17 protein-coding genes are annotated in these 16,943 nt (G+C 46.6%); 7 read left to right on the top strand and 10 right to left on the bottom strand.

Annotation, left to right across the window (positions count from 1 at the left end; genetic code table 11):
• The first annotated feature begins 168 nt into the window (after positions 1–168).
• From AC2T15_RS11145 to AC2T15_RS11130, 4 genes are read left to right on the top strand one after another with little or no spacing between them, the layout of a single operon-like run.
• Entirely contained in the window at positions 169–1,176 is a 1,008-nt protein-coding gene (locus AC2T15_RS11145) for a DUF2157 domain-containing protein (protein ID WP_486778307.1), read from the top strand.
• Positions 1,169–2,278 carry a DUF4401 domain-containing protein gene (locus AC2T15_RS11140; protein ID WP_486778306.1) on the top strand — a complete coding sequence of 370 codons (1,110 nt, stop codon included), beginning with the start codon at positions 1,169–1,171 and terminating at the stop codon, positions 2,276–2,278. The genes AC2T15_RS11145 and AC2T15_RS11140 overlap by 8 nt, the downstream gene beginning before the upstream one ends.
• Positions 2,271–2,816 carry a GDYXXLXY domain-containing protein gene (locus AC2T15_RS11135; RefSeq protein ID WP_486778305.1) on the top strand — a complete coding sequence of 182 codons (546 nt, stop codon included), beginning with the start codon at positions 2,271–2,273 and terminating at the stop codon, positions 2,814–2,816. The genes AC2T15_RS11140 and AC2T15_RS11135 overlap by 8 nt, the downstream gene beginning before the upstream one ends.
• Positions 2,817–2,844: 28 nt before the next feature.
• The gene (locus AC2T15_RS11130) at positions 2,845–3,267 is read left to right on the top strand and encodes a hypothetical protein (protein ID WP_486778304.1); all 423 of its coding nucleotides are present in this window, start codon (positions 2,845–2,847) and stop codon (positions 3,265–3,267) included.
• Between the two features lie 55 nt (positions 3,268–3,322).
• On the opposite strand, the gene rph is transcribed toward AC2T15_RS11130, so the two are convergent.
• Positions 3,323–4,045, bottom strand: coding sequence for a ribonuclease PH (rph, locus tag AC2T15_RS11125; RefSeq protein ID WP_053100678.1), 723 nt, complete (start codon positions 4,043–4,045; stop codon positions 3,323–3,325).
• 159 nt (positions 4,046–4,204) lie between these two features.
• Between rph and AC2T15_RS11120 the strand changes: the two genes are divergently transcribed.
• Positions 4,205–4,420, top strand: coding sequence for a VF530 family protein (locus tag AC2T15_RS11120; RefSeq protein ID WP_053100677.1), 216 nt, complete (start codon positions 4,205–4,207; stop codon positions 4,418–4,420).
• Positions 4,421–4,513: 93 nt separating this feature from the next.
• A complete protein-coding gene (locus AC2T15_RS11115; RefSeq protein ID WP_053100676.1) occupies positions 4,514–5,377 on the top strand; it encodes a YicC/YloC family endoribonuclease in 864 nt (287 codons plus the stop codon).
• 1,324 nt (positions 5,378–6,701) lie between these two features.
• Here AC2T15_RS11115 and AC2T15_RS11110 read toward each other — a convergent pair.
• The 5 genes from AC2T15_RS11110 to AC2T15_RS11090 are packed head-to-tail and all read right to left on the bottom strand — an operon-like array spanning position 6,702 to position 12,395.
• Positions 6,702–7,163, bottom strand: a complete 462-nt coding sequence (locus AC2T15_RS11110; protein ID WP_486778303.1) for a hypothetical protein — start codon at positions 7,161–7,163, stop codon at positions 6,702–6,704.
• Positions 7,156–7,683 (bottom strand): type II toxin-antitoxin system MqsA family antitoxin, encoded by a 528-nt coding sequence (locus AC2T15_RS11105; RefSeq protein WP_486778302.1) that lies wholly within the window; start codon positions 7,681–7,683, stop codon positions 7,156–7,158. The genes AC2T15_RS11110 and AC2T15_RS11105 overlap by 8 nt, the downstream gene beginning before the upstream one ends.
• 9 nt (positions 7,684–7,692) lie before the next feature.
• Positions 7,693–8,136, bottom strand: coding sequence for a hypothetical protein (locus AC2T15_RS11100; RefSeq protein WP_486778301.1), 444 nt, complete (start codon positions 8,134–8,136; stop codon positions 7,693–7,695).
• A gap of 38 nt (positions 8,137–8,174) precedes the next feature.
• Entirely contained in the window at positions 8,175–10,691 is a 2,517-nt protein-coding gene (locus tag AC2T15_RS11095; RefSeq protein WP_486778300.1) for a DUF2357 domain-containing protein, read from the bottom strand.
• Positions 10,692–10,718: 27 nt separating this feature from the next.
• Positions 10,719–12,395 (bottom strand): McrB family protein, encoded by a 1,677-nt coding sequence (locus tag AC2T15_RS11090; protein WP_486778299.1) that lies wholly within the window; start codon positions 12,393–12,395, stop codon positions 10,719–10,721.
• 205 nt (positions 12,396–12,600) lie between these two features.
• Between AC2T15_RS11090 and AC2T15_RS11085 the strand changes: the two genes are divergently transcribed.
• Positions 12,601–13,902, top strand: a complete 1,302-nt coding sequence (locus AC2T15_RS11085) for an ISL3 family transposase (protein ID WP_486779029.1) — start codon at positions 12,601–12,603, stop codon at positions 13,900–13,902.
• Here AC2T15_RS11085 and AC2T15_RS11080 read toward each other — a convergent pair.
• The 4 genes from AC2T15_RS11080 to AC2T15_RS11065 form a co-directional block, all read right to left on the bottom strand.
• A complete protein-coding gene (locus tag AC2T15_RS11080; RefSeq protein WP_486778298.1) occupies positions 13,880–14,146 on the bottom strand; it encodes a hypothetical protein in 267 nt (88 codons plus the stop codon). The genes AC2T15_RS11085 and AC2T15_RS11080 overlap by 23 nt on opposite strands.
• Before the next feature lie 96 nt (positions 14,147–14,242).
• Complete coding sequence (locus AC2T15_RS11075; RefSeq protein ID WP_486779029.1) at positions 14,243–15,544, bottom strand: ISL3 family transposase; 1,302 nt, start codon at positions 15,542–15,544, stop codon at positions 14,243–14,245.
• Between the two features lie 89 nt (positions 15,545–15,633).
• Positions 15,634–16,617, bottom strand: a complete 984-nt coding sequence (locus AC2T15_RS11070; RefSeq protein WP_486778297.1) for a DNA cytosine methyltransferase — start codon at positions 16,615–16,617, stop codon at positions 15,634–15,636.
• Positions 16,607–16,939 carry an HVO_A0114 family putative DNA-binding protein gene (locus AC2T15_RS11065; RefSeq protein WP_486778296.1) on the bottom strand — a complete coding sequence of 111 codons (333 nt, stop codon included), beginning with the start codon at positions 16,937–16,939 and terminating at the stop codon, positions 16,607–16,609. Before AC2T15_RS11065 ends, AC2T15_RS11070 begins: the two co-directional genes overlap by 11 nt.
• Between the last annotated feature and the right edge of the window lie 4 nt (positions 16,940–16,943).

Below are 16,943 nucleotides of genomic sequence, written 5' to 3'. Positions count from 1 at the left end.
CAGTTTTTTCGCGACATTCTGTTAAAAAAGGGCGGCATTGATGGGGGGGATTTTTGTAACCGCAATTGCTTGGCCGAAGGGTTAATCATTCAGGTCAAGCAGACTAAAGCCTGAGAAAAATAAATCGCAGAAAAAACTGCCAATACTGCCTAAGATAGCCACAGGTGTATGACCCAAGTGAAAGAAGAGGATGTTCAATTGAACAACAGTAAGCAACTGATGCAGTGGGTAGCCCAAGGTGCATTAAAGCCGGAAGACCTGCCCCAAGCGCTAGCATTAACCCAGGCCCTTCCCAGCCCCCAGCAACAAGGCCGGTTTTTTAGTTATTTATTACTGATTAGCGGTGTGTTGTTATTGGTCAGTGGGGTGATTTTTTTCTTTGCCTTTAACTGGGATGTATTGCATCGCTACAGCAAATTTGCGGTGGTTCAGGGGGCATTGGCGATGTGTTTATTGCCGCTATTTAAATACCCCGTTAGTCATCCCGTGGGGCAACTTAGCTTAGGGGCTGCAGCATTAATGGTGGGCGCTTGTTTGGCTTTGGTTGGGCAAACCTATCAAACCGGTGCCGACAGCTATCAATTGTTTTTAGTGTGGGCAGGATTATTAGTACCGTGGTTGTTGCTAACTCAGCAACTATTTTTAATGGCTTTGATTTTAGTGTTAGCCAACCTTGCATTGTGGCTTTACAGCAGTTTATTTAATTGGCTGTTCATCTTGGGCAATGACTACTTTTTATTGAGTGCGGTGGCACTTAATCTAAGCAGCTGGTTGTTGTTGGAGCTGTATCAGCGCTTTAAGCCTCAGGCCTTTTTACCCTGGCTGATTACGGCAGTGTTTAGCTGGAGTGTGTTGCTGGTCAGTATATTGGTGCTGAGTAACCTTGGGTTACACAATCGTTTTGAGCTGATCAGTTTAGGGGTTTGGGTGTTGTTAGTGCTGGGAGCGGGTTATTTCTATCGTTACCGTCAGCTACATGTATTGCACTTAGCCTTGCTAGCTTTATCGGTGATTGCCTATCTGACTGCACAAGCGGCGAATGTATTAGGCAATAGCTGGTGGGGTGAGTTGAATTTGCTGTTGCTGGGTGGATTCTTTATGGGGCTAAGTTTGCTCGCAGGTAAGTACTTGCAGCGGTTGTATCAGCAGGCCGAACTAGGAGCCGCGCATGAGTAATGTCTTGTGGCAGCGCTTACAGCAAGCGCAGTTAGTCACGGGTGCCCAGCCGCTTGTTGCAAGCAGCACTAGCCCGCTGTATTTGCGGCTTTTAGCCGGTTTTGCCGGATGGGTGTCGGTATTATTTTCACTAGCACTAATTTACAGCATCAGTAGCCTAGTATTAGAGCTATTTGCTGCACCCTCAGCGTCGTTAGAAGGCAGCGTGAGCCTAGTGATGGCTGCATTATACGGTGGCTTGGCGTTGGGTTTAAGTTTACTGGCGCCTGGGCATTTATTTTTAGTGCATTGGAGCCGTTCCTGTTATTTGGTTTCCCAAGGGCTATTGGTGCTGGGTTTAGTGCTGCTGTTGGACAACAATCAATGGGCGGCGAGCGTGCTGTTATTGGTGAATGCAGTGTTGTTTTGGCTATTTCAAGCGCCGGTATTACGCAGGCTTAGCTGCCATTTGTTGCTGGCCAGTGTCTGTTGGTTGGTGTGGGATAGTTATTTATATCTCGTGTGGCCGTTATGTTTGCTGGTGGCCGCACTGATTTGGCTGAATTTATTTCGCTGGGCACGTTGGAGCCGGTGGTTAGAGCCGATTGCGCAGTCGGCCAGCTTGTTTTTTATCCTCGGTATAGGGCTGTTTTACTACAGCTCTGCGGCGGCTAGCAGCACTGGTTGGGGCTTAGTTCAGATCAGTGGTGAAAACACTTGGCGCTGGTTTAATCCTGCCAACATGGCCTGTAGTGTGATCAGTGCAGGTGTTGGGCTGTATTTAGTCCGCAACATGGCTGACTCCGCTCGGTTCAGTGCGCTGCAGGGGCTGATCATGGGTTTGGTGCTATTGCTGAGCGTTGCGAATCAGTGGTTGGTAGGTGTGTCAGGCAGCGTTTTATTACTCGCTTTGGCGGTGCGCATCGGTTATCAGCGCTTAGCGTTGAAATTATTGCTGAGTTTACTGGTGTTGCTGGTGTGGTATTACTATTCGCTGCACTTAAGTTTGTTACAGAAATCCTGGTGGTTAATGGGGTCAGGCGTTTGTTTGATTACTGCCTTTAGCTTGATTCGTTACTTACAGACTTGCAGCCAAACATCGCAGGAGCTTAATCATGACTAATCTAGCCAAGCCAAAATCTCCTATTACTGGCTGGGTGCTGGTGTTGGCACTGCTACTATTAGGACTGATAAATTACAGCATCTGGCAACATGAGCGCACTCTAAGCCAAGGACAAACGGTTATTTTGGAGCTGGCTCCGGTGGATCCACGTTCGCTAATGCAGGGCGATTATATGGCGCTACGTTTTGCCCTAGCCGAGCAGATAGCTGCACAGCAACGTGCTGAGCCTTTAGCGCAACAAGTGGCGTATACGGGTTTGGCCACGTTAGCGCTAGATCAGCAGCAGTTAGCTATGTTGGTCAGCTTAGAGGCTACACAGCCATTAGCTGATAATCAGGTGCGTGTGCAATACCGCCAGCGTAATGGCCAGATTCAGTTTGCGACCAATGCTTTTTTCTTCCAAGAAGGTACGGCCAGTATTTATGAGCAGGCCAAGTATGGCTTATTTAAAGTAAATGCTAAGGGCGAAATGTTGCTCGCGCGTATGTTAGATGCACAGTTACAACCATTAGGGGTTAATCGTTTATTACAGGATTAACCACAAGGCTAACAAGTGGGGTAAATACATGAGCGAGCAGCAACGAGTACTAATGGCGCAAGCTAACTGTGGAAACTATTTTCCTGAATGGAGTAAACAGCCGCCCGCGCAATGGGTGATGGATCTGCCGTGGCAGGAGATTTGTGTAGATTATTATTCCACGCTGGTCATCATTGCTGAGCTTGATTTGTTTTATCGGTGCTTTGCCTCAACACCGAGCGCTACCGGCTTGCCTGCAGAGTTACACAGTGCCTTGGTGATTTATCAAGGTGTTGCCGCTGAGCAAGAAGCAGTAGCCAGCGCAGGTTGTGTAGCGTTAATTGAAGCGTTTGCCGAGCAGAATAAGCCGCGGGTGTATTTATCGACAAAAGCTTTGGCTGAGCAACATGCGTTAGCCCTTGGCTGCAGTCATTTACTGCAAGGCGCTGAGATTAAACGACTGACTTGTTAAAGCCATTTAGCCTCTGCTTAGCAGAGGCTAAATGATGCAGTACTACTTATTTGCTTTAGTTAGCTAGTGCCTGCTGTTGTGCAGCAAATAACTCCTGCATACCTTTATTGGCTAAAGCCAACATAGCGCTGAGTTGTTCGGCGCTAAACGGCGCGCCTTCGGCGGTGCCTTGTACTTCGATAAAGCCGCCTTGATCGGTCATGACTACGTTTAAGTCGGTTTCGGCGCTCGAGTCTTCTGGATAATCTAAATCCAGTACCGGCTCACCTTCATATACACCCACAGAAACGGCAGCAATCATTTGCTTAAGTGGGCTGCCTTTTTTCAGTGCGCCGCGCTCCTCCATCACGTTTAGCGCATCCACTAAGGCCACCATTGCACCGGTGATCGATGCGGTGCGGGTACCGCCATCGGCTTGAATCACATCGCAGTCAACGTACAGGGTGTTTTCACCCAGCTTGCTCATATCTAACGCGGCGCGTAGTGAGCGGCCAATTAAGCGTTGAATTTCTAAGGTGCGGCCGCCTTGCTTGCCCCGAGAGGCTTCACGGGCCATGCGATTGCCCGTAGAGCGCGGTAGCATACCGTATTCAGCGGTTAACCAACCCTGACCTTGGCCCTTAAGAAAACGCGGTACTCCGCCTTCTACACTCACCGTACAAATGACTTTGGTATTACCAAACTCAACCAATACTGAGCCTTCAGCATGGCAGGTATATTGACGGGTAATGCGCACTTCACGCAGTTGATCATTAGCACGACCACTTGGACGAATCATCTACAAACACCTAATTAGTCTAAAAATTCGCCCCTAGTATAAAGGCTTGGGCAATAAAGGGCTGGCTGGTGGCAGATTTTTTTAAAATTGTCTCTAAGGCAAAGATTAAGCAATAATGCTGCGCATTAATAATGATTTGATCTTAGGTGCAGTGCCTTCATGACTACTTCAAGCCGCGATCCCTTGCATGGCGTTACGCTCGAGCAATTATTAACCCAGCTCGTTGAGCACTACGGCTGGCCTGCGTTAGCCGAGCAGGTAGCGATTAATTGCTTTAAACAAGACCCATCGATTAAGTCATCGCTTAAGTTTTTGCGTAAAACACCTTGGGCGCGAAGCAAAGTAGAAGCGCTTTATATTCAGTTACAGAGTTAGTTTGCCGCGGATTTTGCTGATTGCATCAGTGGCGCCAGCCCTTTAGGCTAGCTGGCAATTATTGATTACTTTATTAAACGGAGACACCACTGCATGGTGCACAGTATGACTGCTTTTGCTCGGGTCGAGCAGGCCGAATCCTTTGGTACGTTGAGCTGGGAAATTCGCTCAGTGAATCACCGTTATTTAGAGCCGCATTTACGTTTGCCAGAAAACTTACGTGAGTTAGAAGGCGGGGTGCGTGAAGCACTGCGCAAGGGCATTTCACGGGGCAAATTAGAATGCACGCTGAAGTTTACCGAAGCCAATAGCGAGCAAAATATCAGCATTGATTATCAGCGAGCCGAGCAGCTGATTCAGGCAGCCGAGCATTTAGCCGAGCTAATGAAAAAGCCAGCTAAGTTAAATCCATTAGAGATTTTAGCTTGGCAGGGTGTGATGGCCGCCGACAAAATTGATACCCAACAACTCACTCAAGCTGCACTGGCGTTGTTTAAGCAGGCGTTGCAGCAGCTAAAAGAACACCGTGAACGCGAAGGTAGCGAGCTAGCCAAGTTGATCAGTGAGCGCTTAGATGCAATGCAGGCTGATATTGATACGCTGCGCGAACTGGTGCCAGAGATGCTAGATAATCAGCGCGCCAAAATTCTCGCCCGCTTTACTGAGATGAGTGTCGAGTTAGATCCTCAGCGCCTTGAGCAAGAAATGGTGTTACTCGCCCAGCGCTCAGATGTAGCAGAAGAGTTGGATCGTTTAAATACCCATATCATCGAAGTGCGTCGGGTATTAACAGAGGGTGGTGCGATTGGTCGGCGGTTAGATTTTTTAATGCAAGAGCTCAACCGCGAAGCCAATACCTTAGGCTCGAAAGCCTTTGATCCCCGCTCTACCCAAGCAGCGGTGAACTTAAAAGTATTAATCGAGCAAATGCGGGAACAAGTACAAAATATCGAATAGTTTTTTTACCCGTCCAAGAATGTCTTAGAAGCCCTGTTATTTGCTTGTAAATACAGGGCTTTTTTATTTTTCCCGTCCAAATCGGTTTGCGGATGTCCGTTACCAGTTGCTGTTTAGTGGTGGGCAGGGCGTCATTTGCTAATCCATGAGTTTCAACAGCCGCCACACACTTCCCCATGCCTTTACCCCCTTACGCCAAACAGGGAAATTAGCCCATTTACTGTTTGGCTTCTCGATTGAAATCCAACGCTGCTAAACCTTGCCAGTACTGGCTCAAAGCAAGACTTGGCACTTTTTGTACCCTAAACCAACCTCGGCATCAAAGTACAAACCGTTTGATTTTTTTAATCCAGAATGCAAACGATCGTTTGGCGTCTCGATTTTTTTGCATTAGTTGAATGCCGCCAAACAGCATCGTATTGGACTATGTATATCAAACAGTTAGCCGCACGAAGGTCATCATAAAAAACTGATTTGACTGGTTAGTTTGATGGCCATTTCTTTCATCTAATTTACCACCGCGTCTGCACCCGACCACTGAAAATAGACGGCATGACGAACCAACAAGGTGATAAGTGACGTGTTATGGGCAAGAGGTAACGATTGGGGTAGAGAGTGGTTATTTGGTAGTTCCCCAAGCTAGGTGGAGTTGCAGCTAGGCGGCAAACGAATGAGCCCCATGAGCATAGATAGACTATGTGATTGGGGCGAAAGAGCGTAGCCAACAACGCTGCGGCTTCACCTAGGAAGGGGAATCGCTTTACTGGTTGGGCATGGCGCATTTACCCTCTACCCAGGCTGACCGATTCACCAATGGCTGAATAGCATTGGCGCACAAGTAATCGTAGAAAAATGGCAAAGCCCCGAGCAATGGCTAAACCTGTATTGGCTACCTTTACCTGAGGTGGATGGCCACACGCAAGGCGGGTTGGCTCTGTTACCGGCACATTTGTTACCGATATCCAACACATTGCAACGTCATACTCCCGCCAACGCTTGTATTTTTGGGTGTATCACGCCTTTATCTAAAACAGCAAAACCGCGCCTTTTGCCTGCCCAGTTCGCCAGAGCAAGTGGGAAAATCATGTATGGGTTTGTTACTGAGCGGTTTAAGAAAAGAGAACGGAAAGCGAAACGCCAACGTGATTAGCCACCAGATTAACCTAGCGCTGCTGCACCACCTTTGTGGGCCGGAGAATGATGTGTGGTTACGAGTAACCCCTCACAGGGCGCTGATCTAACGGGTAGCGGGAGGAGTGTTGTTAGTGCGATTTTAATATCAAAAGCGCCAAATAGCTCGATATTATTTGATGTCGCTTTTTAGTTACTGTTTGCTAAATTGCACAGTTGGTAAAACAACCCTTGGCAAACGCAGTCGTTCACATTGAGAACTCAAGAACTCGCGCCAATAAGGCCAAACATGGTAGCTAGCATTTTTCAGTGCAAATTCATCAATCGATTCCTGCTCTAGTTCTGCTGTGACTTGGTATTCTGCAATAAAGTCTGCTTCAACAAAGGCTTTAATATCAGGATCACCATTTTCCTTAGGATTCACCCAACGAGTCCCCAAACGGATATAAATGCGTACCAGATGGCCATCGCCATCAATATCGATCAATTCACTTCGAAGAACAACATGCATTTGTTGCACTAACAACGCTTCAAGTTCCGTGGATTTTGGGTCAAAGTCTTCAACACACTTAGCTTGGCACGATTTAACGTATACATCCTGTATCACTAAAGCATCAATAGCTTGTTGCAACGATTTTGATACTTTTTTAACCATAACACGCCTCTAGTTCGAGTTCGTGCGATGCAACAATTCTCGTCTTTCGAGCAGTAGATGAAAAATCCACTACAGCTACATTTCTCCAGCTTGTCTGGATATTACGCTCAACACCTGCATCCGAGATTAACTTATCTAAAGCAGCTGGCACTTCTGCTGCTAAGCGGAGTAGTTTATCCATTGCGTCTGATTGCATCACATCGTCTGATTCGTACTTGGAAAAAGCAACAGGGCCACCACCAAACACTTTTGCAGCATCAGCCTGTTTTAAGCCCCAGCGTTTACGCAAGACCTGGAGTTCATTTCCCGTTAGCAAGCCTTGCACCTGCTTTTTAAAAGCAATCATTGCACGCTTGTTAAAGCGAGCTTCAGCAGTACCAGCCTGTTCACTGCCGCAGCAATCACACACTGCATACTGGCTGTCAATTTGGCCTTGCTGACCTAAATGCTCAACTGTAACCCTCTCGGTATGGAGAGTTAATTGGCCCATCTCACAAATTGGACAAGTTTGACTATTCATCACATATCCTCAGCGCGACAAATGACAAGAAACCAGTAATAACAATTTACCTGTCTTGCCTATCGCAAATTTCACATAGTATTCGTAGCGCATTTCTTTATGCGCATACTCCACCCATTCATCCCGAAACAAGCGGTAACCATCGCATGCAGCCCAAGAAATAGCCTTATCAGTTTGACCAACTATGCACCATTCTGATTTTAGGTAACTTCCTGAACTCAGAGCGGCACAAACTAGCTGTTTAACATCATCAATATCGAATCCCATTGTCTGAACATCTTTTCTACAACGTTCAGTCAATAGCTTAGTGTTGTCACCAGCGGTTGAGAGCAATGCCCTAACCAACTCTGATGAATAAAGAGGCCCGTCTGCGATATAGATTCTGTCACTGCCAGCTTCATTAGGTGGCTGCTCATCAATATAGGCGCTTACATTTATCGCATTATTTACCATAATGGTAATTTAATCCAGTTAAAGTTGAGCATTTAGCCTCACACCATTGCCTCTTCGTACACTTTTTCAACCTCGGTAAACTTAGTGACGCTCTCTAGGCGAGTTAAGGTTGTGAGTTTCATCGAGTTTTTCATTGGGCGATGTGGCACGTTGGTCACTGGCGTTTGCAGTGACAGTGGTTTGCCTAACTCAAATAAATAATACAAATCAGCAGAACTTGACTTCTTACCCGCTTGATCTTCGGTAATGGCGTAGCGTGGTAACACGGTGACTCGTTTAACAGGCCAAAGTTTGTCAATTTGCTTGGTTGAACTTTGAGTGTCTGAGGTAGACGCCAACGCTAAATAGCGAATTTCCTCGGCAATATGCTGCTTAAATTTCTGCAAAAACGTGCTTTGCGGCAGGTGATACCACTGCGCTGTACCTTGCTCAAATTGTTCAAAGTAGCCATTATCACGGCCACGTTGCCCACCCAATGCCACTGTCATCGTCAAATCAGGGTACAGCACTTGGCGCATGCCGTAATAAGGTATGCGTGCGGCTTCTTGTACATAGAGCCTTTCCGCCATGCCAGCCACAGGATACATGGCTTCATTGTTTTGCTCTGTTTGTGCATTCGGCGCTGTGCCAATTTGCGCTTGCAAGAACTCTAGCAACCACTGGTGGCCGGAATAACAGCTCTTAGTCTGGGTTGGATCAGTTTGACTAGGTAAGAGGGCAAATGCGCCAATACCCACTTCTTCTATCGCAGCTGCGTAGGGGTTGGGTGTGGTGGCTTGATCAAAAAAACCAGGATATAGAGCAAACGCACCAAAAACTGGGCGGCTTTTTTTAGCAGGTTGTCCTTCGATTTTACTGGATGGTGACTCAGGCAAGCGCGGCTCTGACAAACGGATCAGTGCATCCCGATAACGGTGCATTTGGTTGATGGCATCGTCTGGTACGTAATCCGTACTTTCAATATCTTCATTGCTGTCATCAAAGCGGCTTTTCTCGGTTTTAATACGGTACTTGGCATCAAATAGCCAAATAAACTGCTTTTCTTCTGATGAGTCTGCTTTCGTTGAACCTGCGTTTTTAGGCAGTGTCACTTCCAAGACAATATCTGGCTCTTGGTTCACTAAATACGAGCGGATTGCTTGACCCTTTTTGGTAAATTTCGGCTCGTGTGCCAGCCTAGCGGTCACACCATCGCTGCGTTTAAAACGAAAAGCTCCAGCAAAACCATCTTTAAGTTGGTACTCAAAAAAGTCATTTGGGGCGAGCTTAGTCGCACTGTTTTCAACCAATTCGAAGCCGAGATCCTGCTCTAAAATCTGTTTCAAACACAAAAAGCACCATACTTCATAAATCTCGGCCACTGATTTCATTGAAATGCTCGACTGATTGCCAAGCACATCCAAATAAAATTTCAGCTCCTGCCAAACACGATACACAGCGCTATAACCGGTTTTCTGCTGTAGTACTAACGACTCGCGGCTTAACCCTGTGTATGCACCAACCTCTTTTAAAAAGCTTTGGCCTAACACTTTTTGCAGAGGTTGTTGCCAACTATGTAGCTCATTTAAAAATGAATCCGACAACCGTTGCCGCTCTGGTGCTTGGTTACTTTGCCTAAGCTTTTGTTCAAACTCCGCTAATTGCCGCTTGCTTTTACTCACCGCCATTTTAATAAAGCGGTTTTCTGGGGTATCCACACTCAGCTTCTTTTTTTCAACCGCGTAGCGTTTATCGTGCTGGCCATTGGCAAAGTCTTGATTGACTTGCTCGGCTAACTTATGCGGCAAGCGGCCTTTTAATTTGGCCGCTTTAATATTGGCTACCGTCGGTTGCAAGCGGCTATGGGGTGCAGCACAAATCACTTTTAAGCCTTGCTCAAAGCACTTCCTCAACGCAGCAAAGTTAGCCAACCACAACAGTGGAAAATGCCCGCGTTGCTGGCTTTTCGCTGCATCTTGCTCGGTTTTTTCGACCAAACTAAAGCGCCAAAGGGGATAAACCTTATCAATGGCTTGGTACATGGAAGGTAAGTCTTGATGCAGCACCATTTTAGTTGGTAACACTTCAAACGCAATATGCTGAGTCTGTGTTTTGCCATTGAGCTCAAAGGTAAGTGGCAAACGTAACCAACCAACATCATTACCCGTATTGATGGTGCCAGTTAAACGTGCATTTAATCCGTCTTCACAGGGGGTAAAGATAAATGCATCACAAACAGCTTTAGAGCGATGACTTAGCCTCGCTCCCTGAACTCCTTGCAAAAAGATCCATTCAAATTGATAAAGCGTGTTTTCAAAAAAAAGCGGGCAGTCTAAATTTACTTGAGTGCATTGCTTAAGCTTCTCTACCGCATACAAAAATGAACAGGCTCCATCAACAAACCCTCTCGGTGGCTCGCTCAACTTTATTTCGGGTTCGACTCTTACAAAAATATTAGAGGCACCGCTATCACGAGCGAGCAACGTTTGCTTTAAAGTTTTACTCCGGCTCTCAATCGATGCGGCTTTAACGGTGAAAATAAACTCGTCGGTTTTAAGCCTTAATAATTCTGGCATGCGCTCACTCTCCCTGATGCCAATCCACTAAGGCCAGAAACTGGTAAAAGTGGCGCTTGCTAAACGATCACTCATCCATTTCAATTTAGCTTTTGAACGGCACGGAATGAACAGTATTTTTTCCTCATCAGGAACACCATCAGCCACAATTTTCTCGCGATACAAGTCAGGGCGTTGATTCTTGTCGCCTTGTTCTGCTTGCCAAATAGGGGCTAACTGGTCTGAAAGCACAACGCTAAGCTCTTCCAGCAAATCCTTGCGATTTGATGTAGTCAGCTTGTCGGTATCGCCTTCAATACGCGGCAGAACCTTACACATCATAAAGTCATCCCATACGGCTTTTAGGGTCAGTTCATCTTGTGGTTGGCTGCTGGCAACCGCAAGTAGCAGCTCATTGAGCGCACGGAACGCCAACTCAAACGGTGTATTTTTTAGCACTGCATTAACGGCCGATAAAAACGCAACCGTTTTTGTGCCATCCGCATCAAAGGTATTGGCCAAATCCGCTTTGCTGGCATTTGACCAAATGGTGTAACTAAGGCGCTTATTACAGCTAGTTGGGGTGAAAAAGTCGTTATAGTCGTTAGGAAAAAACGCACCAAAATCAAAGCTTAGCGCTCGGTCAATCACTTTGCGTGAAAAACCATGGGTGGTTTCATCCATATTAACCGTGCCTGCAACTAGCAGGTTGAAAGGAATGCCTAAACCATACTCGCAAATAAGATCCCAAAGCTTGTTGTAATCTTCGCTGCCAAAACCTAGCGCTTCGCGTAGCTTTTCTTTATTGGCAACTTCTTTAATGGTGGCAGGTTTTAATAAAGCATCACTGCTATAGGTAAAGCTATCACCAGTCCAACACCATTCGCGGGTTTCCAACACCGATAAGTAATCAGCGAAATACTGCTCAACAGGGGCAAGGTTCATTTCATCCAAGCACAGCCAGTAAGGTAATACCTGCTCAAGTACATCACGCTCACCTGCCACCACTAAACGCTCGCCTTGGTCTTTGCTCTCTTGCACTTCAACGGTTAAGCCGCTATCAGCAATCGCACGCCAAGCTTTGGCAATAAACTGCAATACATCAGTGGTGATGTATTCCGCAGCGCCATTTAGGCGTGAAATATATCCGAGTAAATCACTCGGCTCATGCCAGTCAGGGCGCACCGAGGTTAAACAATAGGTTTCAGCAAACTGCCCCGAGGTTTTTGCTTGTTCACGCACAAAACGAGTTTTACCTGTGCCAGAGATGCCAGCGAGAAGGAGGAAAGGCTTGGACAGAACAGCAACAGTGCTTGAACTAGAGCTTCTCGGTATAGTTTCATAATCTTGTTTTTTTACTTCAAAGAGCGATGTTAACTCAACTTCACTTTCTGATAACAAAGAACTCAAGTCTTTTGAATATTCCACAAAATCATTGCTATCTGAGTAGGCTATTAAATCAGCCAAATCAGAAGGGTATTCTTGCTTCACATACTCAATAAGCTTATCAAAGAGGATTCTTGGCTCACGGTCATTCTCACTAAATTTATTAAATCTATTCAACCAAATTAAAAATGAAAACCCGACTCGAGAAAAGTCATACTTTTCTTTTAATTTATTCAAGTAATCATTGGCCAATGAGAACTCATAATCGTCAATTACTATTAAACCCTTATTGGCTTTTTTAGGGTAATTTTGAACACTTTGAGTTGAATGAGTTGCCACGCCAGCACTTATTAAATTACTACCAACGCCAAAGTCAGATTTCTGCTTTATGTCATTAATAAAGTTAGTTGTGTAGTTGCCATCCTGATCTAACTTAACAGGCTCTTCGCATTTAAGGGTGTAGAAAAAATCTGACCGGCTGGAAAAGGTGCCGGGGAACTTGGAAAATGTAAGCTCCTACACCAACAAAAACCAAGCCCCCGACGTGAACAATCTTACCTTTTCAAGCCCCGATCTTTCCAGCTTTTGCCAACTAAATATCCTCGGCCTGACTGCCACTGGGCAGCACCTTTGTGCAGAACGCGCCGTCATCGAATGCCGTTTCACCAAAGCACCTGAGCCGTGCCCCAAGTGCGGTGCTGCTGGCGTTTCACGCGGCACGGTCGATAGGTATCTTGCTCACACACCTTACGGGCAACGGCCAACTACATTGTTGCTGCGTATTCGGCGTTGGCGTTGTATTTGCGGCTGCTTCTGGCACGAAGATACCAGCAGTGCTGCGCCGCCACGCGCAAAGCTTTCCCATGGAGCGATACGCTGGGCATTGGCTGCCATCGTGCTGGATGACTTGTCGGTATCCCGTGTTGCGAGTCATCTTGACGTTGCCTGGCACACCGTCAATAACGCCATTATCAACGAAGGACGGCGCCTGCTTTTTAATGATTCGACACGTTTTGACGGTGTGACCGTGCTGGGCGTGGATGAGCATGTTTGGCGACATACACGCCGTGGTGACAAGTACGTCACCATCGTGGTTGACCTTACGCCCGTGCGTAACAAAACAGGACCATCGCGCTTGCTGGCTGTGCTGGAAGGCCGCTCCAAACAAGCCTTTAAGCAGTGGCTGAACAATCGTCCCAAGGCTTGGCGTGACCAGATTGAAAGCATTGCCATGGACGGTTTTACGGGGTTTAAATCTGCGGCGCAAGAAGCCCTGCCTCAAGCCCAAACCGTGCTGGATCCTTTCCATGTCGTGCGCTGGGCAAGCAATATGCTGGATGAATGTCGCAGGCGTGTTCAGCAAGACACTCTGGGCCGAAGAGGGCGCAAAAGCGACCCGCTCTACAAAAGCCGTCGAACGCTGCTGACCCGGATCAGCTACCTGTCTGACGCCAACAAAAAGCAACTGTTCCAGCTGTTTGCAGATGAGCACCACCTCGAAGTGGATTGCACTTGGAACATGTACCAACGGGTGGTCAGCGCCTACAACGAGCCGGATCGAAGGCGTGGTAAAAAACTCATGGAAGAGGTCATAAATATCATTACAGCCAGTGACTTGCCCAAAGCGCTCATCGAGGTGAAAGGCTTGGGAAAAACGCTGAAAAAATACGCGGATAGCATCCTGGCCTACTTCGACCGACCAGGAACCAGCAACGGACCTACAGAAGCTATCAATGGTCGGCTGGAACACTTGCGAGGCACTGCTTTGGGCTTTAGAAATTTAACCAACTACATCGCCAGATGCCTGTTGAAATCCGGAGGGTTTAGAAACCAGCTACACCCTTAAATGCGAAGAGCCACTTAACAATATCACCAACATAGGTAATAAAGTCATCTAAGTAAGGATCTGTTTTATGCTTAAGTTTTACTGAAGTTATCGCTTCTTTATTCAGCAGGCGAGATAATGCTAAACAATGTCTAATAGCACTAACATCTTGTGTAACTCCTTGTTTAACTTCTTCGCCATTTGCCAACAACTTAAAACCATTAACAGCCAAAAGAAGCAAGTCTCGTGATAAATATAAGTCCATAAAAAGATCCTTTCGCAATTAAAACACTTGCTCTAAAACACTCTTAGCTATGTGATAAGCTAGCTTCGGTGGAACAGCATTCCCGGCTCTTCGCATTTAAGGGTGTAGCTGGTTTCTAAACCCTCCGGATTTCAACAGGCATCTGGCGATGTAGTTGGTTAAATTTCTAAAGCCCAAAGCAGTGCCTCGCAAGTGTTCCAGCCGACCATTGATAGCTTCTGTAGGTCCGTTGCTGGTTCCTGGTCGGTCGAAGTAGGCCAGGATGCTATCCGCGTATTTTTTCAGCGTTTTTCCCAAGCCTTTCACCTCGATGAGCGCTTTGGGCAAGTCACTGGCTGTAATGATATTTATGACCTCTTCCATGAGTTTTTTACCACGCCTTCGATCCGGCTCGTTGTAGGCGCTGACCACCCGTTGGTACATGTTCCAAGTGCAATCCACTTCGAGGTGGTGCTCATCTGCAAACAGCTGGAACAGTTGCTTTTTGTTGGCGTCAGACAGGTAGCTGATCCGGGTCAGCAGCGTTCGACGGCTTTTGTAGAGCGGGTCGCTTTTGCGCCCTCTTCGGCCCAGAGTGTCTTGCTGAACACGCCTGCGACATTCATCCAGCATATTGCTTGCCCAGCGCACGACATGGAAAGGATCCAGCACGGTTTGGGCTTGAGGCAGGGCTTCTTGCGCCGCAGATTTAAACCCCGTAAAACCGTCCATGGCAATGCTTTCAATCTGGTCACGCCAAGCCTTGGGACGATTGTTCAGCCACTGCTTAAAGGCTTGTTTGGAGCGGCCTTCCAGCACAGCCAGCAAGCGCGATGGTCCTGTTTTGTTACGCACGGGCGTAAGGTCAACCACGATGGTGACGTACTTGTCACCACGGCGTGTATGTCGCCAAACATGCTCATCCACGCCCAGCACGGTCACACCGTCAAAACGTGTCGAATCATTAAAAAGCAGGCGCCGTCCTTCGTTGATAATGGCGTTATTGACGGTGTGCCAGGCAACGTCAAGATGACTCGCAACACGGGATACCGACAAGTCATCCAGCACGATGGCAGCCAATGCCCAGCGTATCGCTCCATGGGAAAGCTTTGCGCGTGGCGGCGCAGCACTGCTGGTATCTTCGTGCCAGAAGCAGCCGCAAATACAACGCCAACGCCGAATACGCAGCAACAATGTAGTTGGCCGTTGCCCGTAAGGTGTGTGAGCAAGATACCTATCGACCGTGCCGCGTGAAACGCCAGCAGCACCGCACTTGGGGCACGGCTCAGGTGCTTTGGTGAAACGGCATTCGATGACGGCGCGTTCTGCACAAAGGTGCTGCCCAGTGGCAGTCAGGCCGAGGATATTTAGTTGGCAAAAGCTGGAAAGATCGGGGCTTGAAAAGGTAAGATTGTTCACGTCGGGGGCTTGGTTTTTGTTGGTGTAGGAGCTTACATTTTCCAAGTTCCCCGGCACCTTTTCCAGCCGGTCAGATTTTTTCTACACCCTTAAATGCGAAGAGCCGCATTCCCTATCATCTTGTATTTGCTTGGAATACTATCACCAATGAATTTAAAGTCATCAGGAAATGATTGAAACCTAGCGATCTCTCTAACAGAATATCTCCTGTTTTCAAGCGGGTGTAATATTCCAGAGTTTTCAGGTGTAGCAGCTGCTGTAATAGTCCCCATTATTTCATCTAGATTGAACTTTCGATAAAAATTAGGAGATCGATACCTTTTTATTTCCTTCCGAATACGTTTCAATCGTTCTGGTAAAACATCATCTGGAATATTTTTCCATGAACCTCCAGCAGGGATGTATGATGAGAGAAGCTGTGCCTGTGGTGACAAGGGCCAAACCTCAAACTTTTCATCATCCAATATACTATTGTTGATAACTGTACTGACTGTTAAATCTGGTGAGATTATAGGAGAAGGGAAAACAAAATCACCTTTAACATCATCTCTAATTCCTATTATTATCACCCTGTGACGATTTTGAGGAACTTCAAAATCAGATGCTTTGAGCAATTTCCAGTATGTGCGATAGCCATGTTCAAATAGCTCATTTTCAATACGTTGTGGCATTGGCATGCCTTTATCATCTTTTGATGAAATAAAGCCTCTAACGTTTTCAAAAAGCACAACCTTCGGATTTTTTTTATCGACAATATTCATAACACTTTCAAAAAGACCACCACGATGATCATCCATGCTTTTTCGATTTCCTGCACTGGAAAACGGCTGGCAAGGTATACCTGCAAGTATTACATCGATATCATTAGGAATCTCAGAATCTATATCGACTTCCGTAATGTCTTTTATTAATATATCTCCTAAATTATGCCGATAGGTTGCCTCAACGGTTTTCTCAATATCATTTGAAAAAACAATATCAAACCCCGCTTGATGAAAGCCAAGATCTAAGCCTCCACAACCTGAGAATAAGGAGATTGTTCTAGGTTTTATTTGTGCACTGTTATTTATCATTATTAACTACTACTAAAAATTCTTGATGAATGACTATAGGGCGAAGCATGGTTTTTGTACTTTGCATTTCAACCAAGTTGTACTTGCCCAATGTTTTCAGTGTTCTCGACACATTGCTGACCGCTCGGCCAGTCAGCGTGGCCAACTCAGTTACCGATTGCGGCTGTTGCTCGGCAATTACTTTTAACAACTGCTGATTTTCTTTCGACAGCACATTAGCCACCGATTTAAGTGAGTCGAACCAGATGTCAACGGGGTAATCGGGGTCGGGCGCTTGCCCTTTAATGCCAATCACGCAGCGCGATTGTTTGAGGTTTTTCATATTT

It is taken from the genome of Thiopseudomonas sp. SA1F2-1K, from assembly GCF_057443035.1.
Note: the sequence above shows the minus strand (reverse complement) of the source record. Positions and strands in the feature narration are given on the sequence as shown.